19 protein-coding genes are annotated in these 22893 nt (G+C 42.3%); 17 read left to right on the plus strand and 2 right to left on the minus strand.

The features are described 5' to 3' along the window. Position 1: 1 nt before the first annotated feature. The 16 genes from NL644_RS03710 (at position 2) to NL644_RS03785 (ending at position 20386) form a co-directional block, all read left to right on the plus strand. Positions 2–796 carry a PP2C family serine/threonine-protein phosphatase gene (locus NL644_RS03710; protein WP_005398381.1) on the plus strand — a complete coding sequence of 265 codons (795 nt, stop codon included), beginning with the start codon at positions 2–4 and terminating at the stop codon, positions 794–796. Continuing rightward, positions 789–1907: a type VI secretion system protein TssA gene (gene tssA, locus NL644_RS03715; RefSeq protein ID WP_114322982.1), complete on the plus strand. Its 1119-nt coding sequence runs from the start codon at positions 789–791 to the stop codon at positions 1905–1907. The genes NL644_RS03710 and tssA overlap by 8 nt, the downstream gene beginning before the upstream one ends. 15 nt (positions 1908–1922) lie before the next feature. Continuing rightward, entirely contained in the window at positions 1923–2453 is a 531-nt protein-coding gene (gene tssB, locus NL644_RS03720) for a type VI secretion system contractile sheath small subunit (protein ID WP_053808353.1), read from the plus strand. Further along, positions 2453–3946, plus strand: coding sequence for a type VI secretion system contractile sheath large subunit (gene tssC / locus NL644_RS03725; RefSeq protein ID WP_005396386.1), 1494 nt, complete (start codon positions 2453–2455; stop codon positions 3944–3946). Before tssB ends, tssC (NL644_RS03725) begins: the two co-directional genes overlap by 1 nt. A 52-nt stretch (positions 3947–3998) precedes the next feature. Continuing rightward, the gene (tssC, locus tag NL644_RS03730) at positions 3999–5510 is read left to right on the plus strand and encodes a type VI secretion system contractile sheath large subunit (protein ID WP_048625110.1); all 1512 of its coding nucleotides are present in this window, start codon (positions 3999–4001) and stop codon (positions 5508–5510) included. 10 nt (positions 5511–5520) lie between these two features. After that, entirely contained in the window at positions 5521–6315 is a 795-nt protein-coding gene (locus tag NL644_RS03735; RefSeq protein WP_012842185.1) for a type VI secretion system accessory protein TagJ, read from the plus strand. A gap of 7 nt (positions 6316–6322) precedes the next feature. Then, the gene (gene tssE, locus NL644_RS03740; RefSeq protein ID WP_012842186.1) at positions 6323–6787 is read left to right on the plus strand and encodes a type VI secretion system baseplate subunit TssE; all 465 of its coding nucleotides are present in this window, start codon (positions 6323–6325) and stop codon (positions 6785–6787) included. Further along, entirely contained in the window at positions 6784–8607 is a 1824-nt protein-coding gene (gene tssF / locus NL644_RS03745; RefSeq protein ID WP_114322984.1) for a type VI secretion system baseplate subunit TssF, read from the plus strand. The genes tssE and tssF overlap by 4 nt, the downstream gene beginning before the upstream one ends. Then, positions 8604–9569: a type VI secretion system baseplate subunit TssG gene (tssG, locus tag NL644_RS03750; RefSeq protein ID WP_114322985.1), complete on the plus strand. Its 966-nt coding sequence runs from the start codon at positions 8604–8606 to the stop codon at positions 9567–9569. The genes tssF and tssG overlap by 4 nt, the downstream gene beginning before the upstream one ends. Before the next feature lie 10 nt (positions 9570–9579). Continuing rightward, positions 9580–12147: a type VI secretion system ATPase TssH gene (gene tssH, locus NL644_RS03755; protein ID WP_253658008.1), complete on the plus strand. Its 2568-nt coding sequence runs from the start codon at positions 9580–9582 to the stop codon at positions 12145–12147. A gap of 208 nt (positions 12148–12355) precedes the next feature. After that, positions 12356–12835 (plus strand): type VI secretion system tube protein Hcp, encoded by a 480-nt coding sequence (locus NL644_RS03760; RefSeq protein ID WP_005375967.1) that lies wholly within the window; start codon positions 12356–12358, stop codon positions 12833–12835. Between the two features lie 48 nt (positions 12836–12883). After that, complete coding sequence (tssI, locus tag NL644_RS03765; RefSeq protein WP_074189668.1) at positions 12884–14719, plus strand: type VI secretion system tip protein TssI/VgrG; 1836 nt, start codon at positions 12884–12886, stop codon at positions 14717–14719. Between the two features lie 11 nt (positions 14720–14730). Then, entirely contained in the window at positions 14731–15021 is a 291-nt protein-coding gene (locus NL644_RS03770; RefSeq protein WP_005375969.1) for a PAAR domain-containing protein, read from the plus strand. Then, a complete protein-coding gene (locus NL644_RS03775) occupies positions 15022–15861 on the plus strand; it encodes an NAD/NADP transhydrogenase subunit beta (protein ID WP_104972671.1) in 840 nt (279 codons plus the stop codon). Positions 15862–16184: 323 nt separating this feature from the next. Then, a complete protein-coding gene (locus NL644_RS03780) occupies positions 16185–17333 on the plus strand; it encodes an exonuclease SbcCD subunit D (protein ID WP_114322987.1) in 1149 nt (382 codons plus the stop codon). Beyond that, the gene (locus tag NL644_RS03785) at positions 17330–20386 is read left to right on the plus strand and encodes an AAA family ATPase (protein ID WP_253658009.1); all 3057 of its coding nucleotides are present in this window, start codon (positions 17330–17332) and stop codon (positions 20384–20386) included. The genes NL644_RS03780 and NL644_RS03785 overlap by 4 nt, the downstream gene beginning before the upstream one ends. Before the next feature lie 59 nt (positions 20387–20445). On the opposite strand, the gene NL644_RS03790 is transcribed toward NL644_RS03785, so the two are convergent. Further along, positions 20446–20826 (minus strand): cystatin domain-containing protein, encoded by a 381-nt coding sequence (locus NL644_RS03790; RefSeq protein WP_005396397.1) that lies wholly within the window; start codon positions 20824–20826, stop codon positions 20446–20448. A 313-nt stretch (positions 20827–21139) separates the two neighbouring features. Here NL644_RS03790 and NL644_RS03795 point away from each other — a divergent pair, with 313 nt between their 5' ends. Next, positions 21140–21673: a lipocalin family protein gene (locus NL644_RS03795; protein ID WP_114322989.1), complete on the plus strand. Its 534-nt coding sequence runs from the start codon at positions 21140–21142 to the stop codon at positions 21671–21673. A 198-nt stretch (positions 21674–21871) separates the two neighbouring features. Here NL644_RS03795 and NL644_RS03800 read toward each other — a convergent pair whose 3' ends face one another. Continuing rightward, positions 21872–22867 (minus strand): succinylglutamate desuccinylase/aspartoacylase family protein, encoded by a 996-nt coding sequence (locus tag NL644_RS03800; RefSeq protein WP_048625100.1) that lies wholly within the window; start codon positions 22865–22867, stop codon positions 21872–21874. Positions 22868–22893 lie beyond the last annotated feature (26 nt).

The raw sequence follows: 22893 nt of genomic DNA on the forward strand, positions 1-22893 counted from the left end.
AATGAATTGGAACTATTTTACCTTTGCTAAATCGCACGCAGGAAAAGTACGCCCTTATAACGAGGATGCTCTTTTAGATATGACAGAGCAGCATATTTGGGTTGTAGCCGATGGAATGGGTGGGCATAGTGCTGGCGACATAGCAAGCCAGATGCTAGTGGATAGAATCGCGCGCCATATGCAGGATGTCCCAAATACCAATATCGATGATATCCGGAGTGTGGTTCAAGCCGCGAATTTAGAAATTTATCAATACGCACAAAATCACTTAGACGGTAAAACGATGGGAACAACTCTCGTTTTGTTGTTTATCCAGGACGGGTATTACCACTGTCTTTGGGTCGGTGATAGCCGAATTTACCAGCTTAGAAATGGTCATTTTTCTCAAAAAACACGCGATCATAGTCAAGTTATGGATTTAGTCGATCAAGGGTTATTGGCATTTGAAGATGCTGAGTCACATCCTCTCGCAAATGTTATTACCAGAGCTGTTGGGGTAGATGAGAGTATCACTATTGATCAAGTTTCAGGACAGTTGGCTGATGGAGATCAATTTCTTCTGTGTAGTGATGGGCTTTCTAAAGAATTAACGAGTGATGAAATTCACCGGACATTGTATGCGGACTCAGTAAATCAAGCAGGATTAGCACTCATGCATTCGGCGTTAGTGAGGGGTGCAAGTGATAACGTTACTTGTGCGTTAGTCAAAGTTCGCCAAGCGCAGACGGAATTTGAAGCAGTAACGAGAGAAGACGCGACGATCCCCGTTTTTCTTAGAGGGAGGTCTTATGAATAGTGAGATGTTCGATTGGTATGAACAAGCGTTGACTCCTATATCTCAAGAGAATCCTACAGGTGTTGACCCTAGAGAAGATGTATCGCCACAGTCTGCTTATTACCGATTAAAAGATCAGCGTATGGCTGCGCGAAATGCAGAGCGCAATGCACTTATAGAAGAAGAAAGTATTTATACCCACAGTAACTTATGGCGGGTATTTATAGAAGAAGTACCAGAGATACTTACGAATCAATCTAAAGATTTAGAGTTTGTTGCTTGGCTTATAGAGGCTCTAACTCGATTGTATGGTTTTCGCGGTATGGGCGTTGGGTACAAACTCGCTACTGAGTTCATCGAGAAATTTTGGGATGATCTCTATCCAATGCCTGATGAGGATGGCATTGAAACAAGAATATCGGCGATTACTGGCCTCAATGGTATCGATAGCGAAGGAACACTTATTTTCCCTATTGCTTGTATCCCGCTTACTGACATAGGCGTTGAGCAAGCGTATGCCTACTGGGAATATCAGCAAGCTATTGAGCTGGAGCGTTTAGATGAAGATAAGCGCCGAAATCGAGTCGATCTTGGCGCTACAGAGCTGTCTGATATTACAACTACAGTTAAATCTACCTCTGATGCCTTTTATCGTGAGCTAATCGCTGATCTGGAGTTCGCCACAGAGTCATTTAATGAGTTCAGTCAGCGATTAGATGAAGCGGTAGGTGATGTCACTCCTAGCTCTTATATATCAAAAAGGCTTGAATCAATACACTCGGCATTAAAGCATCTCCTTGGAGAGCGTTTTAATCAACCACAAGCTGTGTTTGAAGAACTGGAGGAGGTGGATGAATCTTCTTCTTCGGAACAACAAGTGAGTTCACAAAGTTCTGATGCACTATTAGCGACAAACATGAAATCACGAGAGCAGGCGATTAGACAATTGCAGCAAGTGGCTGATTTCTTCAGAGAGAGTGAGCCTCACTCACCAGTTTCTTACTCCATCGAACAGATCATTCGTTGGTGTGGAATGCCTCTGCCGGAGTTACTGGCGGAACTTATCTCCGACGGAGATGCAAAGAAAAGCTACTTCCGTTTGGTTGGCATAGCAGAACAAAATGAAAATTAATAAAGGGAGAATGGTATGACGAGTATCCACTCGAAACTGTCACGAGTACGGAAGCCTCGTGTCCACATTACCTATGATGTTGAAACTGAAGGTACAACTCTTAAGAAAGAGCTACCTTTTGTTGTAGGTGTAATGGGTGACTTCGCTGGTCAAAACACTGAAGCGTTGAAGCCTTTGAAAGACCGCCGTTTTATTCAGATCGATCGAGACAACTTCGATGATGTGCTCAAAAAGATGAACCCATCGGTTAAGTTCAAAGTTGCGAACAAGCTTGCGAACGACGATTCACAGTTTGAGGTGGATTTGAACTTTAAATCAATGCAAGACTTTGAGCCCGCTGCGATCGTAAATCAAGTTGATCCACTGCGCCAACTGATGGAAACGCGTAATAAACTGCGTGATTTGATGACAAAAGTTGACCGTTCTGAAGAGCTTGAAAACATCTTAGAGGATGTTTTGAACAACACAGACAATCTGGCAAAACTTGCGGGCGAGTTAGATCTTGGCAAGCAAGCGAAGTCAGACAGTACTGAAGGAGCGGAATAATGACGACTGAAGCTGAAAAGCAGTTAGATCCAACTGTTAATGAACAAACAACTTCATTTTTAGATCAAGCTATTGGTGCAACTAAGCAGACAGAAGCCTCTCGTGCTGAAGAGCTAATTAAAACGCTCACTGAAGAAGCGATGAAAGGGACGGTTACTTGGAACAAAAACCTAACGGTAACTTTTCGTGAAGCGATTAATTTACTTGATAAACAGATTTCTGATCAGTTGTCTGAAGTAATGCATCATCCTGAATTACAGAAACTTGAAGGTTCTTGGCGTGGTTTAAATTATCTAGTGATGAACTCAGAGACGAGCTCTACTCTGAAAATTCGCATGATGAGTATGACCAAGAAAGAGTTACATAAAGACTTGAGTAAAGCGGTTGAATTTGACCAAAGCCAGATCTTTAAGAAAGTTTACGAGTCTGAGTTTGGCAGTGCAGGTGGTGAACCTTATGGTGCATTAATTGGTGACTATGAGTTTACCAACCACCCAGAGGATATTGAGTCGCTGCGCCTAATGTCAAATGTAGCCGCTTCAGGCTTCTCCCCATTCTTGTCCGCGGCCTCACCAGCACTATTTGGTTTTGATGAGTGGACTGAACTGTCAAAACCACGCGATCTAGACAAGGTCTTTGAGTCGTTAGAATACGCTCAATGGCGTTCGTTCCGTGAGAGTGCTGATTCACGTTTTGTTAGCCTGACTATGCCGAAAGTTCTGGCTCGTTTGCCATACGGACAAGCCACTGCTCCAGTTGAGGAATTTGGATTTGAAGAGTTCGAAGTAGACCCAGTGTCAGGTATTGCTGTCAATGCTGAGCATAATGACTACTGTTGGATGAACTCTTCGTATGTTCTTGGTGTTAAGTTAACAGACGCCTTCTCAAAATATGGATTCTGTACAGCTATCCGTGGTGCAGAAGGTGGTGGTCGAGTGGATAATTTGCCAACACATTTCTTCATGAGTGATGATGGCGATCCTGATATGAAGTGTCCAACAGAGATTGGTATTACCGACCGACGTGAGGCAGAGCTGGGTAAACTTGGTTTCTTACCGCTTTGTCACTACAAAAACACCAACTATGCGGTTTTCTTTGGTGCGCAAACCTGTCAAAAACCGGCGAACCACGAATCTCCAGAAGCAACGGCTAATGCGGCGATTTCAGCACGTCTACCTTACATGATGGCGACATCTCGTTTTGCGCATTATTTGAAGGTAATGGCTCGAGATAAAATCGGTAGCTTTATGGAAGCAGAAGACGTTGAGTCTTGGTTGAACCGCTGGATTCTAGGCTATGTAAATGCTTCAGAGGGTGGTGGTCAAGAGATCCGAGCGAAATACCCTCTAGCAGATGCTCGTGTCCAGGTTAAGGAAATCCCTGGCGCACCAGGTTCTTACAATGCTGTAGCATGGCTTAAGCCTTGGCTGCAAATGGAAGAATTGACGACATCTTTGCGACTTGTTGCAAAGATCCCTCAGTCGGGTGGATAAGAAATGAATTGGCTGGTCGTAAGGCCAGCCATACCAAATCGTTATGTTCTAGATGGAAATAGCAGTGTCACTTAACTTTCGCGATCCCAGTAAGCTAAAGCATGAATTCAGCACAGGAGGCCATGCTGAGCTTGATAGCCCGTGGTTGACTCGATTCAATGAATCTTCTGATCTTGTAGAGGCAGCTCGAATTTGGCTAGAAGGTACGCGTTCAAGAGATTTGGACAGTTTTCGTCATAGTGTGATGAACACGATAAACCGAATTGATGAGCTATTAGAATCTCAATTAAACGAAATAATACATCATCCTGAGTTTCAACAACTCGAAAGAGGTTGGATCGGCGTGAGGTATTTATGCGAACAGGTCGACACTCGCTCATCAGACTCCGTCAAAGTCAAGGTGTTGGCGGCAACATGGAATGAAGTCAGTAAAGATGCACTAAAAGCCATCGAGTTTGACCAATCAGCACTATTTAAGCTGCTCTATCAAAATGAATATGGCATGGCCGGGGGAGAACCCTTTGGCGTGGTAGTTGGCGATTATCAACTTCGTTGTGATGCGAGTAAAAATTATTTTGATAGAGATCTGTCTGTGCTCAGCAAGATCTCTCAGTCTGCAGCGGCAGCATTCAGCCCGTTCATTATGTCAGCATCGCCGGAGATGTTTGGTGTTGACAGTTTTTCACAGCTCTCTGCGATAAGAGATATTGCGGCCCAATTTGAACAGGCAGATTACGCAAAATGGCGCAGTTTGAGAGACAACGATGATACCAAATTTATTGGCCTGACTGCGCCGAATGTTTTATTCCGTCAGCCATATAAAAGTGATGGTTCGCGCAACGATCAGTTCGACTTTCAAGAGCATGTCTACGACTCTAATCGCGATTTGCTATGGGGGAGTAGCGCGTATTGTTTTGCGGCCGTATCAATTAGAGCGTTTCAGGAGCATGGGTGGTTTACGCACATGCGAGGCATTAAGCAAGGGGATTATAGTCAGGGTATTATCGTCGCTCCTACTAGGAACAAAATGCGTGTTAATGGCAAGAATGACCGTGAAAGATGTCCTTTAAACTTAAAGATCTCTGAGAGAAAAGAACAAGAGTTGTCTGAATGCGGTTTCATTTCTATTTCTCCTGTACCTGAAACCGATATGGTAGGGATGACCTCGAATGTATCTCTCTACAAGCCTAAGCAATATGCAGAAAAACACATTTCAACGAATGCAAAGCTCACGTCGATGTTGCAATACACGTTGTGTGTGTCGCGAGTCGCACATTATCTCAAGGTTATGGGGCGTGACAAGATTGGTGGGTATCAAGATGCAGAAAGCCTAGAGCGGGACTTTCAACGATGGTTGCATCAGTACACTACCGCGTCGGATGAAGCATCTGATGAACTTAGGGCGAAGTACCCCTTAAATGAAGCGAAAATTACGGTTCGAGAGAAAAGAGAAACTCCAGGACACTATTACTCTGTTATCCATTTGCGACCGCACTTCCAGCTCGATCAAATGGTATCTAGCATTAAATTAATTACTGAATTATCACCAGAGCACTTGGTGTAAGGAAATAACAATGACCCAATGGAAAAATGCTTTGTCCCAAGGCCAATTGCAACAAGCTCTAAAGCTATTAATTGATGAAATTAAAGCGGCGCCTAAAGATGCAAGCTTGAGAAGCTCGTTCATTGAGCTGCTTTGCATTGATGGAGACTTCGAGCGTGCGGATGAGCAACTTATGCAATCGATCAAATTGTTTCCTGAGTATCTACCTGGTGCAAGTCAGTTGCGACATTTAGTGAAAGCGGCCCAGGCTAGAAAAGATTTTATCGACGGTGCGGCTAGTGCCAAGGTATTAGGTGACGAGGAATTCACTAAAGAGCTTGTTCGCTTTAACCTCGCTCTCAAAAATCAAGACTATGCAGAAGCGTCACACTTAGCGCATAGCATTGAAGAGCATCGTACTATTAAGGGCTTTAACATAAACGGTACAAACTATGAAGATGCTAGGGATATTGATGATCGTTTAGGTGGTTACATTGAACTGTTTTCCACCGCGGGTAACTATTTTCTTGTTCCAATTTCTAGCATTCAAGCGCTAGAAATAAAAGCGCCCACCTCTTTATTAGAAAGTATTTGGCGACCTGTAGAGTTTGATATTGACGGACTTGGCGAAGGAGAAGGCCATATGCCATTGACCTATGTTGACTCAGAAACTGACGCACAAAAGCTAGGTCGAGAAACAGATTGGAAACAGCTTGGTGAGCAAGAATCCTTCGTGGGTTTAGGCCAAAAATGTTGGCTAGTTGGTGATTCAGCCCTCCCAATCTGTGACTTGACTACATTGTTAGAGTCGAAACAAATAGCGTAACAATAACATGTCTTTAACCGTTTCTCTGCTGGACAAATTGATGGATAGTGATCCTTCAACTAGAGATGAAAAAGACTTCCCTACGAGCCAACAACAGATGTTGAACAGCTTGCTTAGAGATCTGGAGTCTATGTTAAATAGTCGTATCGGATGGAAAAACATTCCTGATGACCTTTTAGAGGTTCGCTATTCAATATTGAATTATGGTCTGCCAGATTTTTCCTCGATGCCTTATAGCAGCCAAGAGGGGCAGAATCAGCTTTGTGACATTGTTCATGATGCAATTAAAGAGTTCGAGCCTAGGTTAAGGAATCCTTATGTCCAGATTTCGGACGAGAAAAACGCTATTGATAGGGTGTTGAGGTTACAAATTAGCGCCACTTGCTTAATCGATAACAGCATTCATGAAGTGCGATTCAATTCTGAAGTAGAGCCGGTAAATTTAGGTATGAAACTGAGTAGAGCGAAATGAGTGAAGAGTTTCTCAAATACTATAATCGCGAGTTAGCTTATTTACGTCACAAAGGACAAGAGTTTGGGGAGCAGTATCCTAAGATCGCTGCGAGACTCCGTATCAATGAGGAGCAGGTTGACGACCCACATGTAGAAAGATTGCTAGAAGGCTGTGCATTTCTAACGGCAAGGATTAGACAAAGTTTAGACAATAGTTATCCTCAGTTCACTGAATCTTTGATGGGGCAGTTATATCCGGATTTTCACGCACCAATTCCATCAATGTCCGTCATTAAGATGAACTGCTCTAGCTCCACTTCCTCTTTTTTTGACGTAGAAGAAGGTGAGCGAGTCGTTATCGGTGCTCCTGGATACCACGAATGCGAGTTTAGAACGTGTTATCCGGTCAGAATGTACCCTGTTGATGTGACCTCTGGCGCTTTCAAAAACGCACCGCTTAAGTCGGTGGGCTCCCAATGGGAAAGCCATGCTCATTCAGTTTTGAAAATCCAGCTCACCGCCCTAGATGAAGAGACATCTCTGAGTGAAATGGGATTAGAACGGTTGCGCTTTTATTTAAACGGGCAATCTCAGTTGACGTTTAAACTTTACCAAATGCTATTTCAAAATCTAATTGGTTTATCTGTCGTTGCGGGTGGCAAAGAAGTTCGGTCTTTAACGAAAAGGCATCTTATTGAAGTGGGATTTTCAGAAGATGAGAAGGTTGTTCCATACAGTAAGAGAAGCTTTTCGGGAGCAAGATTACTTGTTGAGTATCTGCACTTTCCTGAGAAGTTCATGTTCTTTGATATCACTGAACTCGGATTATCAGAGCTAGCTCTTGGAGAGCAAGCTGAACTGTATTTTTACTTTGATACCAATGATGATTGGCTTCCTAAGCAAGTGGATGAAGAGAGCTTGATGGTTGGTTGTGTGCCAGTCGTCAACTTATTTAAAAGTGTTATGGAGCCCAAGCGTATTCTACCAACCGAGTACGATTACCACTTATCACCGCAATACCAGGAAGCCGAGAGTAACGAGGTTGTCTCTATTTCTGACGTAACATTGAGAAACTGGAACAAAACGTATCACAACCTGCCATGTTATCACGCTGGTGAGCACACGCATTATATGAACGCCAGTGAAATTTATTGGTTGATGAGACGTGAGGATAAAAACTGGGCTGGTGGATACGATGAGCCGGGCAGGGAAACTTACATTTCTTTTGTTGATAAAAGGCATCAATTGTTCAGTCCGGAGAGCCGAGAAAACTGGTTAATGTACGTTGAAGCTGAGTGCTGCAATCGTAATTTAGCGCAGAAGCTTCCATTTGGAGGCGGTCTTCCAAAAGTCTCTTTGCCGGAAGTAAATGACAACTTCGAGTCAGTTCGTTGTTTAGTTTCTATATCAGAAACCCTCCGGCCAGAAATGGATGAAAGTACACGATGGCAGCTAACTAAGCTTCTAACTTTAAACCACTTTACCGAAGAAGATGGATTAACAACTTTGAAGCAAACTCTGAATCTCTACGCGTTTTCTGGGACCGCAGAAACGAAAGCGGTAATTGATGCTTTAGCGAAGCTAGAGTTCGAGCCGACTACAGGTAGAGTCAGTCAGAAAGGTAAAGTTGGTTTTGCGCACGGTATAAAAATCATTTTGACGGTTTCTGATCAAATTTTACCTAAAGAGCAAATCTTCCTCCTAGGTAGTGTGCTATCCGTTTACTTTGCACAATATGCTGAAATTAACATTTTTACGCAGCTAGAAATAAGACTTAAGTCAACGGGAAAGCCCTTCCACTTATGGCCTGCATTAACTGGCGATAAGGTGTTGCTATGAGCGCGGAGCAATTTTATCGAGATCTAAAGCAACATCCGTTGTTTGAAGCAATTCACCTTATCGAACACGAGATTTTGCAAGCCGAGGCACAAATAGGGACAGATGCTCTACCGAAGCATGAAAAACTAAACTTAAAGGTCAATCCATCGTTAGGTTTTGAAAATGCGCAGCTTTGCGATCTAAAACATATTGATAGCCACAAGCTAGCACTTGAAACCAATTTAATAGGCCTAACGGGTGAGCAGGGGGTGCTTCCTCAGCACTATAGCGAGTTAGCTTTGCATCGTCAAAAAGAAGGCGATACGGCAATGGTGGACTTCTACGATATTTTTAACCATCGTTTACTGTCTCTTTACTATCGATGCTGGCAACTGAGTCAATTGACCGTTCAGTCTCGTGCTCATGCACAGGGATTACGTTCACCTTTAGAAGATTGTAAGTCGGCATTAACTGGCCAGGGTAGTTCGTTGTCCCTGCATTATGGTGGTGTTTTTGCTTCACCGACGAGAAGCAAAGCTGGACTAAAAAGTGTTCTTGAATGTTTATCTGGATGCCAAGTAAAGATTCATGAGTTTCAAGGGCAGTGGCTACATCTTGCAAAAGAAGAGCAAACACGTCTTTCATCTCGAACTATGCCTGAAGGGCAGTTTGCTCAACTTGGTTCCGGAGCATCCTTAGGCTCGAAAGCTTGGAATATAAACGCAGGAACAACGATCGAGTTTCTGCCAAAGCACAAAGATCTGGTTAGTAAATTACTGCCTAACCATCCAAATGTAGAAATTATTAAACGTGCGGCTTATGAATTTATTGGTAAGCATAAGCAAGTGAAATGGCAGCTCACCACCAAACATAGTTTATTACCTCAAGTTTGTTTATCAAAAAAACATGGTCAGTTAGGTGTTGGTTCTGTACTTAAAAAACATAAACGCACAAAAGATCGAACCATAACAATTACTATTTAAAGGAAACATAATGGCTTCACTCTCACTTTCAGCGTTGGTCGAAAGATTGTCTCCTCAGGCTAAGGAAACACTTGAACAAGCAGCTGCGATGGCAAGCTCTCGAACCCATCACAGTATTGAAATGTCTCACTGGTTAATGACGATTATTCAACATCCTGTCGATATTTATTCAGAAGTTTTCGACGAATTTGATGTCGATAAAATCAAGGTTGAAACTGATCTTCAAAAGACACTTGAAAAATACAAAACGGGATGTCAATCGGTCCCAGGTCTTTCAGCTCACACAGTGACTGTGATGCAAAATGCTTTGCTATCGGCAACGATTGAATTCAATCAGGAGCAGTTGGATTGCATTCATCTTTTATTTGCCTACTTGTCCGATAATACGTTAGTCAACATGGCTGGTTCGATTAGCCCTGAGCTAAACAAGATAGAACCATCTCGGTTATTGAACTTTAAAGAAAGTAATACGCGTCAACCAGGTTCGAATGACCTAGGGAAATCAAACGCGAATTCTGCGCTGAATCAATTTACAACAGATCTTACTGAGCAGGCTAGGGAAGGTAAGATAGATCCGGTTATTGGTAGAGACAATGAAATCCGTTTAATGATCGACATCTTATTAAGACGTCGACAAAACAACCCGATTCTAACTGGTGAAGCTGGCGTTGGAAAAACAGCCGTTGTTGAAGGCTTGGCGCAAAAGATTATTGATGGCGATGTACCTCCTGCTCTACAAAATGTAGCGATTAAGTCTTTGGATCTGGCGTTATTGCAAGCTGGTGCTGGCATGAAAGGTGAGTTTGAAAACAGACTTAAAAACCTTGTGAAAGAAGTTAACGACGCACCACAACCCATTATTTTGTTTATCGATGAAGCACATGGTCTGATTGGTGGTGGGGGACAAGCAGGACAAGGTGATGCAGCGAATATTCTAAAGCCAGCGTTAGCGAGAGGTGAACTCAGAACGATCGCAGCAACAACTTGGGCAGAATATAAAAAGTATTTTGAAAAAGACGCGGCTCTTACCAGACGCTTTCAAGTAGTGAAGGTCGACGAGCCAGCGCCGGAGCTAGCGATCGAGATGTTACGTGGTTTACTTGACGTAATGGCACAACACCATGACGTCCACATCACTAGCCAGGCCCTCAATGCTGCCGTTCAACTCTCAGCTCGATACATTAATGGCCGACAACTGCCAGATAAGGCTGTGTCTGTTTTAGACACAGCCTGCTCGCGAGTCGCGTTAAGTCAATCGTCTACACCGGGAGGTCTAGATGCGAAAAGGAATAAACTAAAAGCTAAGCAAGCTGAGTATGAGCACCTAAGCCAAGAAAGTCAGCTAGGAGCACCTCTTGATATGCAGTTGCAAGATATCAGAAAAGAGATTGATGTTCTATCTATTGAAATAGTTGAACTAGAGATGCTGTGGGAGAAAGAAAAAGAGTGGGTAAGTGAAGCTAAGTCACTTAGAGCTCAAATAATCAAGGAGGGTTCTGAGACTGCTAGGGACAAGTTACAAGAGCTCGAAAGTAGCCTCTCCGCTAACTCGCAGCCATTAGTATTTTCGCATGTCAATGAAGCGCTTATTGCAGAAGTAATTTCAGATTGGACCGGGATACCACTGGGCAAACTTCAGGATGATGAAATCCAAGCTGTACTGAGTTTGAAAGAGAGTTTGTGTAAACGAGTTGTCGGACAGGATCACGCTTTGGAAGTCATGTCTGAAGTGATAAAAACTGCCAGTGCACAGCTCACGGATGAGACACGACCAAATGGTGTATTTCTTCTCACGGGACCAAGTGGAGTGGGTAAAACTGAATCTGCTTTAGCTATTGCAGAGAAAGTGTACGGCAGTGAAGAGAATGTCACAACTATCAATATGTCCGAGTTTAAAGAAGAGCACAAAGTTTCCTTATTATTAGGCTCGCCTCCAGGTTATGTTGGGTATGGCGAAGGTGGTGTACTTACTGAAGCCGTCAGACGCAAACCTTATAGTGTGATTCTCTTGGATGAAATGGAAAAAGCACACCCTGGAGTTCAAGATATTTTTTATCAGGTATTCGATAAAGGCTCAATTAAAGATGGTGAAGGTCGCGATATAGATTTTAAAAACACTATTATTATTATGACCGCGAATACAGGGACCGAAACGACGATGTCTTTGTATTCTGATCCTGATTTATCTCCAGAACCTTCAGCACTAAAAGATGCTTTGCGTGACGATTTGTTGGTTGACTTTAAACCTGCATTTTTAGGACGTGTTAATGTATTACCTTATTTGCCTCTATCAAGAGAAGTATTGATAGAAATAACAAAATTAAAATTAGCCAAAGTTACGAATCGCATTCGTAAAAATTACGGCGCTGACCTATTTTTTGATGAAGAACTAATTAATGATATTGTAGACAATAGTAATGAGTCGGGGAGCGGTGCACGTGTGGTACAGACAACCATAGAAAACACATTACTTCCTAAGATTTCTCATGAAATATTGCATGCAATTCTTAATGATAAGACGTTTGATGAAATTATTGTTAAAGGTACAACTAGTGGACTTGATGTCTCAATAGTTTAACATCCTTTACACTCTCAATAATAATTGGGAGTTGGTTCATATTAACTATTATTTTTTATAAAAAACGCTTAAATTAAGTCTTATTTAAAGATATAACAGGGCGTATTTAAAATGAAGTTTTTGATACATTAATCACTAATTATCATCAAACGTCAGATAATTAAATTACTACGATATATGTCAATTAATAATGCTATAGGAGATTAGCATGCAGTCTAATACGTATCTTAAATACGCAGATATTAAGGGTGAGGCAACTGCCGAGCAATATAAAGATTTGATTACACTACTATCTGTAGATTGGAGTGTAGGTCGTGAGATCTCATCATACACTGGTACAGCGATGGACCGTGAAGCGAGCGCTACTCGTCTATATGATTTGACTATCACTAAACTTCAAGACCGTTCTTCTCCTGACTTATTTAAAGAAGCGACAATTGGTAAAGGTAAACCTGCGGTTTTCCATATTACTAAGCAGGGTGAGAAAGTTGAAGAAATCATGAAGATCGAACTGACTGATGCGATGATTTCTAACTACTCAGTTTCTATCCAGGATGATCGTCCAGTTGAAACCATCACTATTTCTTACACTGAAATGATGATGACAGTGACTCCTACTGACGATAAAAACAACACTTCTGCGCCATTGGTATACGGCTACAGCGGTGTTAAAGGTCAACAAATGTAATTTTTATGCGGGGGAATATTCCCCCGCATTTTTTGAAAGAAGTATTTAATGAAAAGAGCAACTCAAGATAACAATTTCATCCGAATTTCCTCTCCATTCGGAAAAGATGCCATCATACTAAACTCATTTGAGTATAGAGAAGAGATCTCAGAACTTTTTTCATTGCGTGCTAAAGCTTACTTTAATGATCAACGAAGTGAGTTAAACGAAATAATTGGTAAAGAAGTAACAATTACCCTTGAAAATAGTGAGGATGTTTCTTCAAAACCTCGTTATATACATGGCTATGTATCTGCTGCAAGATTGGAAGGGCAACGAGTTTCTAATGCTCATAATGGTGAGAATTATAAAAATATAGAGTTATTAATAGAGCCTAAATTACGTTTCGCCGATTATAGAAAAAATTGCAGAATATTTCAGCATAAAGATATAAAAGAAATTATCTCCGAAGTACTCTCGGAGCATAGTGTCGCCTTTAGTTTTGAGTTAACTAAGTCGTACCCTAAATACACATACAAAGTGCAATATGAAGAGTCAGACCTTGAATTTGTCCGACGCTTATTGTCAGAAGAAGGGCTATCGTTCTGTTTCACACACACTAAGTCTGTCCACACGCTTAAGATTTTTGACGACATCAGTTTCTATAAGCCGGGTACAGAGTTTTTAGTCGATTTTGATACAGGTACGGCTAAGTCTAGCCATATTTCTTCTTGGCATGAAACCCAAGTTTTGACGACTAAAGCAAGCCAAAAGTCTGGCTATAACATGCTTAAGCCTTCGTCTAATCCTAAAAATACTGCCAAGGGTGAAAGTGATTTTTTTACCGTGCCTGAAAGCGAGTATTTTGAATACATGGGTGAAACGGAAAGTGATGACCAATACGCACTTAGAAACACGCACGCTATAGAAGCACTACAGCAAAACGCATATCTGTGCCGTGGCGAGGCAACGTGTCGAACGTTCAGTGTGGGAAAGTGCTTTAAGTTTAAAAAGCATGAAGATAAGTCTCGAGTCGGCAAAGAATACGTACTGTCCTCCGTTTTTTTATCTGCGGCTGTTTATAATCAGACTGGTCAAGGTGGCACTGCTGCGCAAGGTGTTAAAGTATCATTTAGTTGTGTTGACTCAAAAACAATCCTTCGCCCTTCAGTGAACTATCCGAAACCTCAGATGAAAGGTTTGCAAACCGCAGTGGTAACGGGAAACAAAGATGGCGAAATTTACATAGACAAACACGGTCGTATTAAAGTTCAGTTTCACTGGGATCGTGTTGGTAAATACGATGTAAACAGCTCATGTTGGATTCGTGTTGCGCAAAATATCGCGGGTAACGGATGGGGCTCGGTGTTTCATCCTAGAGTAGGACAAGAGGTCATCGTCGAGTTTGTCAATGGCGATCCTGACCAGCCAATTGTTACGGGGTCACTGTACAATGGTAGTCAACTCCCTCCCTACACGTTACCAGAGCAAAGCTCTCAAAGTGGTTATAAATCGCGTTCTGTACAAAAAGGCACATCTAATTTTAATGAGTTGCGCTTTGATGACAAACCCGGTGAAGAACACATCTATCTTCATGCCGAAAAACTTTTCCAAATGCTAGTTGAAGACTGTGTTGATATTGCCGTTGAAAACAGTAAAACCGAAAAAGTGACGAATGATGTCAATCAAGAGATTGGCAAGAATGCGACCTTGAAAGTAGGTAAAAACTTTTCTAATGAAACGGGTGAAGTGTTGTCTTTTAATGCAGGAAAGAGTATCGAGATCAAAGTCGGTGGCGCTTCGATTCAGATGTCTAGTTCCGGAGAAATCAACATCAAAGGCAATAAAATATCTATTAACGGCTCTGCTATCGCTCTTAAAGCTGGGCAAATTTCATTGAACTAAGGTGATTTAAAGTGGGTAAACCAGCCGCGATATTGGGCAGCTTTCATCTTTGTCCTAAAAAAACAGGAAAAATTCCTCATGTAGGTGGCCCCGTCGTAGTTGGCTCGCCAAACGTGACAATTGGCGGCATTCCAGCGGCTAGGCAGGGAGATAAGCTTATCTGTATAGGTCCTCCGGATAGCATCTCAGCAGGCTCTTCTAGCGTTACAATCAACGGTAAGCCAGCTGCAAGGGTCGGGGATTCAACGTCTCATGGTGGTAAAATTCTGTCTGGCATGCCTACGGTTTTAATCGGAGGCTAGATGCCACTCGCATTTCAAACTCATCTTCTTGCTATTAATGGCAGGCCATACACTGTTCGTGAGATAGCTAACGAATGTTTTAGATTGCCCGCAGAAACACCAAGATCCTATCCTGATCAATCACTGTATGAGCAGATATTAAATCTTGTGCGCTCTAAGCGCGAGATACTGGAGCAAAGTGATATCAAAGGGAATATCTGCGTTCTTTTACCGTCTTCGGTAGATAAAAGCTTGCTTAAGGCATTGATAAACGAGTTTTCTCTTATCCTTGGTAACTCTGCCAATAGAGAAATTTATTTTTATCCTTATGGTCAAGCGGCGTTCTTGATGGCGCTAAATCGGATAAACCGTGAAGTTAACGAAACACAAGCAACTTGGATACTGGCTATAGAAATTGCTCGCGATGCAGAAGAGCATGCCAAATCTCAAAACTCGATCATTTTGACGAAGTGCTTTTTTCAACAGTCCGGCCTTGTTACTGATGATGTTAGAATTGATTTAGATACCAAACAACAAAGCATTGCTGTCGATAAAGTGTTTAAACAACTTGGAGTAGGGTGTGATCACTCACTTAGTGAGTTGCATTTATCCGTTGATGGAGATGAGCCTCGATGGTTAAATGCTATGCAATTCTTGTCTCCCTGGGTGACCGATCAAACTCAGTATCAATTTATTGATGTTAAACTAGGAGGGCTGGGCGCATGCGGAGGTGTTTTAAAAGTGTTAATGATTGAGGAGCATCAAAGAAGCAGCCTCAACTCAGACTTCCACGTTTTGCAAGCTGATATCGAGCCAGATGGTTATACGGTGGGAGTTCTATACAATTGGCATAACGAGTAGTTCTTGAGCTAGTTTGTCCCTTCTAAACGTTGGTTTTTAATGGTTTAAATGTGACGGTTTTTTTATTCGAGACCATCGCTTAATGTTGCTTAAAAGGTGTTTATACAACGTTCTTCTCGCTTTCCGGTGAAATAGTGAACCATAGAACATAAACTACATGAAAAGCTGTTCGACTCAAGATATCCTAACCCAAATTAAATATATTGAGCTTTGGTTTGTGCCAGATTCAGCCAGTCGCGTAATACTCTGATGTTTACACGGCTGAAATTCGGATTCTTGCAGGAGCAAACCTAGCTTAAAGATTTGGCGGAAAGTGAATTCGAATGAAGTTTATCCACACCTCAGATTGGCATCTTGGTCGACAATTCCACAATGTATCACTACTCGAAGATCAACAAGCAGTACTCGAACAACTGATTAACTATATTGAACACAATCCCGTCGATGTCGTTGTAGTGGCGGGAGATATTTATGACCGTTCGGTGCCACCAACGGTTGCAATAGAACTGCTAAATCGAGTCGTGAAGCGTATTTGTACTGAACTGAAAACACCGATGATATTGATATCTGGCAACCATGATGGTGCAGAACGATTAGGTTTTGGCTCAGAGCAAATGAAAAATGCAGGCCTTCATATTGTTAGTAACTTTGAAGATATGCTAACTCCCATCATCATAAAAACGGACTCTGCGGGTGAGGTAGCGTTTTATGGCATGCCTTATAACGACCCTGAACAGGTCAGATTTGCCTACAAAACCTCGGTATCAACTCATGATGAGGCACATCAACTGCTTGTAGAGCAAATAAGAGAGCATTTCATTTCAGAGCAAAGGCGTGTTCTCGTTAGCCACTGTTTTGTTGATGGTGCTATTGAGTCTGACTCTGAACGACCACTATCTATTGGTGGCTCTGATCGCGTAAGTCATGAGCATTTCTTAGATTTCGACTACGTCGCACTTGGTCATTTACATCAGCCTCAAAAGAAAGGCGCAGAGCATATCCGTTATTCTGGTTCGCTCATGAAGTACAGTTTTGGTGAACAGAACCAGAAGAAAGGCTTCACGTTAGTCGAACTAGACAAGAAAGGATTTGTCTCTGCTAAACATATTGAGCTAATTGCCCCTCATGAAATGCGCATTGTTGAGGGAGAGCTAGATAAAGTCATAGAGCAGGGCAAGACTGACCCTAAAAATGAAGATTATTTGTTAGTTCGTTTGATGGATAAACATGCGATTTTAAATCCAATGGAAAAGCTTCGTTCGGTGTATCCAAACGTTTTACATCTTGAGAAACCGGGTATGTTAATTGGGGTAGAGCAGGAAATGGCGCAAGCAAAGTTGGCCCGAAGCGAAATTGATATGTTCCGAGACTTTTTTATTGAGGCACAAGATAGTCAATTATCCCAAGAGCAAGAACAAGCCGTTACTGACATTATTAAGCAATTATCACAGCAATATAGGGACCAAAGATGAAACCAATCAAACTTACCATGCAAGCCTTTGGTCCGTTTGCAAAAACCGAAGTCATTGACTTTGAAAAGCTTGGCCGCAACCCTCTGTTTTTGATTAATGGTCCTACAGGCTCAGGTAAAACGTCGATCTTAGATGCCATTTGCTTTGCCCTTTACGGTGAAACTACCGGTAATGAGCGGCAAGGCATCCAGATGCGATGTGACTTATCGGCGCAAGACTTACCAACCGAAGTCGTTCTAGAATTTTCGTTACATGGCAAACAATACCGAGTTGTGCGATCTCCAGAGCAGGAAGCACCCAAAGCGCGTGGCGAAGGGATGACGGTAAAAAAGCACACTGCGGCTCTTTATGAACTCGGCGAGACCGAAAAGCTCATCACTAGCAAGACGACTCAAGTTAAAACAGAAGTGAGCAATATTATTGGTTTGAATGAAACGCAATTTCGCCAAGTAATGGTATTGCCTCAAGGGAAATTCCGGGAGCTGTTGCTTGCTAGTTCTAAAGAGCGCGAAGAAATTTTTGGTCAGCTCTTTCAAACGGACATATATAAAAAAATTGAGTACGCGCTCAAGGATAAAGCGAGCGCAATCAGTAAAGCGAAAGATGAATTTGATAATCAAATTCGAGGCGCTTTACAAGTTGCAGGAGTGAGTTCAGAGCAGGAATTATTACACCAGCTCGAACAAGCAGCTGAGCAGCTAGAGGTCGATAGAAAGAATGAACAAGCTTCGTTAGATAAGCTAAATGTTGCTAAATCTGAATTACAAAAAGCGGAAACTATTAATGGAGAGTTTTCGAAACGAGAGCAAGCAGAAAACGCACTCAAGCTGCATCTAGAACATTCAGACTCGATAAAAGCTCGTCAACAGCAATTAGAAAACGCTAAAAATGCCAATAAGATAGAATTACCCTACGTTTCATTACAGAATGCAAAAGCTCAAACTCAAGAGCTCAGACAAAAAATAGTTGCCTTGAAAGAGAGTCTTGATAAAGCCAATGCTGTTACGAAAGAAAAAGAAAACTTGCAGCAAAGTGCAAAAGAAGCCGCGGCAAAAGTCCCACAGTTAACGCAACTGCAGTATCAACTTGAAAGCATGAAAGACAAGTTGGTTGAAAAAGCCAACTTGGAAAGAAAAATAACGGCAGGTCATCAACAAAAACAACAAGTTGAAGCAACGTTAAAACAGTACATAGAGCTGAAAGACAAGTTAGCGTTTCAGGCGCAACAGGGCCAGAAAGATCTAGAGCAAGCCCGAGTAGATGTTGCGCTTGTTGGAAGCATCGATGCGGAAATAAAACAAAAACAACGACTACTACAGGATCTACAAAAGCTGCATGGTCTTACTTTGGAGCTCTCTAAACTCACGGCGTTAACCGTAAGCAAGCAGCAGTCATTACAGGAAGCCAGTCAGCGCTATATGCAGTGTCAACACGCCGCTGATACGATAGAGCTTAAGTGGCATAATGCTCAAGCGGCAGTATTAGCGCAGCGACTAAAGGCAGGTGAAGCATGTCCGGTATGTGGCAGCCAAGCGCATCCTAACCCTGCGACGTTTGTTGAAGAAGTCGTTACAAAAGAGCAAGTTCAGGCTGCCAGAGTGAAAGAAAGAGAAGCTCAAACCTCACTGAACCAGCTAAGTAATCAGCTAGAACAACATAACGTTGTCATTATTCAGCATCAGAATCAAATCGACCAGTTGAAAGAAGAGCTTGGTGAGCATGCAGCATCTGAGATCTCGACGGTTCAAACTGAGTTGCAGGCGCTTAATGATCAACTTCTACGTCTACAATCTATTGATATTGAAAAGCTAGAAAAGAACGTTGAACAGCTTAATCAACGCTGCTTAGTGGGTGAAAATAAAATTCATGAGCTGCAGAATCAAATGGCGGCAAATGAATCAACCGTTCAAGCAAACCAAGAACAATTGACTCAGTTACAAGCTTCTATTGATCCGAAATACAGTTCCGTTGGCGCGCTTGAGCTCGAAATTACGCTGACAAAAGAGCAAATTCTGACCTTGAATACAGGTTTAGAAAAGGCGCAAAACGCTTTGCAGCAAGCGGTATTAGCGCAATCGAATGCTGAAAGTCAGTTAGTGACGAACAAGCAGTGGCTATCTGAGTCAGAACAAAAGCTTAGCCAAGCAGAATTAGCGTGGAATGAGGCATTACAGGCGAGTAAATTTGAGGATGAAAGCTGTTATCTAAATAGCAGAGTGACAGATGATGAGCTTCAAGCGTGGCAGAAAGAAATAGACAACTTCAAACAGACACAAACCAAGCTTGAACAAACACTACATGATTTAAACCATGCATTGAAAGCGCTTGAAAGACCGGACTTGGATTCGCTTAACGACAGCTTAACCACTCTGCAGGCGCAGTATATTGAAATAAGGAATCAGCTCGATACCACGCGCTCAACCTTTGAGCGAATTGAAAAAGTTCGTAAAGATATTGCTACGCTGCATGAGAAAAATAGCAAGTTAGAAGAAGAGTACAAAGTGTTTGGTACGTTATACGACGTTGCCAGCGGTAAAACAGGCAGCAGGGTTAGCCTGCATCGCTTTGTTCTTGGTGTACTGTTGGATGATGTTTTAATTCAGGCCTCTCAACGTTTAAGCCTCATGAGTAAAGGGCGCTATATTCTTGCTCGAAAAACAGAGGGCTTCAAAGGCGCTGCGGGTCGCGGCTTAGATTTAATGGTTGAAGATGGCTACACAGGAAAAACACGTGATGCTGCGACACTTTCCGGTGGTGAATCGTTTATGGCAGCGCTTGCTTTGGCGCTTGGCTTGTCGGATGTTGTGCAATCCTATAGTGGTGGTATCCGTTTAGACACTTTATTCATTGATGAGGGGTTCGGTAGTTTAGACCCAGAATCTTTGGATCTCGCGATTCAAACGCTAGTGGATTTACAACAGACTGGACGCATGATCGGTGTTATTTCTCACGTTTCTGAGTTAAAAGAACAAATGGCGCAGAGGATTGATGTTGAACCATCAAGAGTCGGTTCAACGGTGTCGATTAAATCTCTATGTCGTTTCGCTGTCTAATTCAGTGACTACTGTTAGATCAAAAAGCCCCTATTGTTAGGGGCTTTCTTACTAAGTCGCTACTGTTCGCAAAAGTGGCCTTCTTTTGGCGATTGGGTAATCGCATACTCACCATCTAGGTTGCGATAAACAACCGTATTCCAAATAGAGCCATCATCCAATTCAAACTCAATGGCATAGTTGACGCCGCTAACGATTTGCGCGTGAACGTTCAGTATTTGTTTGAACGACGCTATTGTGTCCATTCTTTTCAAAACAAAAGCCATTGCCTTTTGTGCATCAGGGGTAGCATTAAACTCATTCCACCCACCTGGCATGTTTCCTTGTGTATTACATACATCTGCCGAGGTTGTTAATTGTGTCGCTTGGCTTGGGTTTTCCTGCTGGCAACCTGCAAGCAATACCAAAAGTGCACAAACTGACACTGTTTTTAATTTCATAACAATAACCTCTGTCTATATCGCGACGTATTATAGGAGGGTGATATGACAGCGTATGTCTATATTGTGCAAAGTTTCAATATGCATACGGTTAAATGCTGACAAAATATACAAGTATGACCAACTTGTAAGTAAAACATGAACAATATTGTTAGGGAATTGCTGACATAACGAGGTTTTGGTGTTCAGCATGCTATTGATAATGAAGAACTGTGATGTGTAGCTACGTACCTTTTGGACAGTGGTGCGACTTAGTGATCGATTTGCTACCTTCTACAGTAAAATCAATCACTAAATCAAATTTAGGTGTTGTATGAAATCGCTAAAAACATTATTACTTTTATCACTTGTTACTTTATTTGGCTGTACCTCTAAACCTGATGGGGTGGAGCCAGTTAACAATTTTGATTTAGAGCCTTATCTAGGCAAGTGGTACGAAATCGCACGGCTCGATCATTCGTTTGAGCGTGGTCTATCCAACGTTACGGCCGAGTATCGGTTTCGCGAGGATGGTGGGGTTAAGGTGACAAACCGCGGATATTCAGAAGAAGATCAACAATGGTCCGAAGCTGAAGGTAAAGCTTATTTTGTTGAAGACGAAACGGTTGGGCACTTAAAAGTCTCCTTTTTTGGGCCAATCTATTCTTCTTACATTGTGTTTGAGCTAGGTGAAAACTATGACTATGCGTTTGTCTCCGGTTACAACCACGACTACTTGTGGCTATTGTCTAGAACACCCAACGTTGATGAGAAAATCCTGGAGCGTTTTAAGCAGGTTGCTAAAGAGAAAGGTTTCGCGTTAGATGAGCTAATTCTCGTTGATCAAGAGAGTGGACGACAGTTTTAAGTTCATCAATGTGACTTCTAAAATCAACAGAAGCGAAGTTTCTGTCTAGCGGTTTTGAGTTTTGCTTGGAATATTTTTGTTACCTTGTAACTTAATGTGATCAAAAATATAGCCCCATCATTTGTGATTACTCGTGATGGGGCTTATATAAATTTGAGTGAGCGTCGAAAGGTTGATTTATCGACAAACGGTTATGGTTTACTTAATCAAACGAACGATCAGAGAGCCAGGCGCCCGAATAGATTCCACATTGTGGCTGAGCACTGTACCACTTGTAGGGGCGGTGTAGCGCTCAACTTCAGTGCCAAAGCTGTCGTATTGAATCGCAACCAGTTGGCCTTGCTCGACAAAATCCATCAAACCGACATGAGGTAGTACAAAGCCGCCATGTGTCGCTTTCACACTGACGATCTCGTTTCCTTCCAAGCATGAAGTGATAGGCTCTATCTCACCTTCTACGACGTTATGCTGCTTCAACACATTAAAAATGCCTGATACGGTTCGACTAATGAGTTTTTGCTCTGTGTAGCGCCCCATACCCACTTCAACCGTAATGCTTGGGACACCATGGTTATTCCAAACTGTTTCAAGGACGCCAGCATCTCCGGGATCATTTAAAATCGCATCAGGATTAATGAGACGAGCCATTTCTAATGATTGCTCAATTCGGAAGTCTGCAAACACGTATAGTGGGTAGGCCGCACCACTGGTTTGAGTGTGAAGGTCAATGGCTAAATCAGCATTTGGCTTGAGCAGATCATTCCACAATGCATATAAGTAGCGTTGTGCCTCATTGCCGTTTTGGTCACCAGGGAAAAAGCGGTTTAAGTTTGCAGGAGACGCATCCGGGTCTGCGGAATAGAAATCGCGGCTGTGGTTTAGCATACCTGGCATGTTAATGGTTGGAACAATAGTGACAGTACCAGCGACTTCAGTGCCAATGAGTTCTCTAGCGGTCTTCTGCGCTGCTAACACACCATTATATTCATCACCATGAACCCCTGCGGTGATCATGATTTTCTTGCCAGGTTTTTCACCTTTGAATACCAAAACAGGAAGATGTTGCCACTGAGAGATCGCGTTGGTCGCGATGCGGAACCAAAACTTATGCTCACCCGGACCTAGGTCTGCTACATTGAGAGATTGAATCACTTGATGACCTTGAATCATGTCATCGAGAAGTTGTGTTGCCATTAAAGTTACCACTCCAAAACCATAAG

The sequence above is a fragment of the Vibrio sp. Y10_XG_PY6 genome (assembly GCF_024181795.1).
Classification (GTDB): domain Bacteria; phylum Pseudomonadota; class Gammaproteobacteria; order Enterobacterales; family Vibrionaceae; genus Vibrio; species Vibrio diabolicus.

Excerpts from the sequence above, each read along its gene's own strand:
- NL644_RS03710 (WP_005398381.1), top strand. The coding sequence starts at position 2 with ATGAATTGGAACTATTTTACCTTTGCTAAATCGCACGCAGGAAAAGTA.
- tssA (WP_114322982.1), top strand. The coding sequence starts at position 789 with ATGAATAGTGAGATGTTCGATTGGTATGAACAAGCGTTGACTCCTATA.
- tssB (WP_053808353.1), top strand. The coding sequence starts at position 1,923 with ATGACGAGTATCCACTCGAAACTGTCACGAGTACGGAAGCCTCGTGTC.
- tssC (WP_005396386.1), top strand. The coding sequence starts at position 2,453 with ATGACGACTGAAGCTGAAAAGCAGTTAGATCCAACTGTTAATGAACAA.
- tssC (WP_048625110.1), top strand. The coding sequence starts at position 3,999 with ATGGAAATAGCAGTGTCACTTAACTTTCGCGATCCCAGTAAGCTAAAG.
- NL644_RS03735 (WP_012842185.1), top strand. The coding sequence starts at position 5,521 with ATGACCCAATGGAAAAATGCTTTGTCCCAAGGCCAATTGCAACAAGCT.
- tssE (WP_012842186.1), top strand. The coding sequence starts at position 6,323 with ATGTCTTTAACCGTTTCTCTGCTGGACAAATTGATGGATAGTGATCCT.
- tssF (WP_114322984.1), top strand. The coding sequence starts at position 6,784 with ATGAGTGAAGAGTTTCTCAAATACTATAATCGCGAGTTAGCTTATTTA.
- tssG (WP_114322985.1), top strand. The coding sequence starts at position 8,604 with ATGAGCGCGGAGCAATTTTATCGAGATCTAAAGCAACATCCGTTGTTT.
- tssH (WP_253658008.1), top strand. The coding sequence starts at position 9,580 with ATGGCTTCACTCTCACTTTCAGCGTTGGTCGAAAGATTGTCTCCTCAG.
- NL644_RS03760 (WP_005375967.1), top strand. The coding sequence starts at position 12,356 with ATGCAGTCTAATACGTATCTTAAATACGCAGATATTAAGGGTGAGGCA.
- tssI (WP_074189668.1), top strand. The coding sequence starts at position 12,884 with ATGAAAAGAGCAACTCAAGATAACAATTTCATCCGAATTTCCTCTCCA.
- NL644_RS03775 (WP_104972671.1), top strand. The coding sequence starts at position 15,022 with ATGCCACTCGCATTTCAAACTCATCTTCTTGCTATTAATGGCAGGCCA.
- NL644_RS03780 (WP_114322987.1), top strand. The coding sequence starts at position 16,185 with ATGAAGTTTATCCACACCTCAGATTGGCATCTTGGTCGACAATTCCAC.
- NL644_RS03785 (WP_253658009.1), top strand. The coding sequence starts at position 17,330 with ATGAAACCAATCAAACTTACCATGCAAGCCTTTGGTCCGTTTGCAAAA.
- NL644_RS03790 (WP_005396397.1), bottom strand. The coding sequence starts at position 20,826 with ATGAAATTAAAAACAGTGTCAGTTTGTGCACTTTTGGTATTGCTTGCA.
- NL644_RS03795 (WP_114322989.1), top strand. The coding sequence starts at position 21,140 with ATGAAATCGCTAAAAACATTATTACTTTTATCACTTGTTACTTTATTT.
- NL644_RS03800 (WP_048625100.1), bottom strand. The coding sequence starts at position 22,867 with ATGGCAACACAACTTCTCGATGACATGATTCAAGGTCATCAAGTGATT.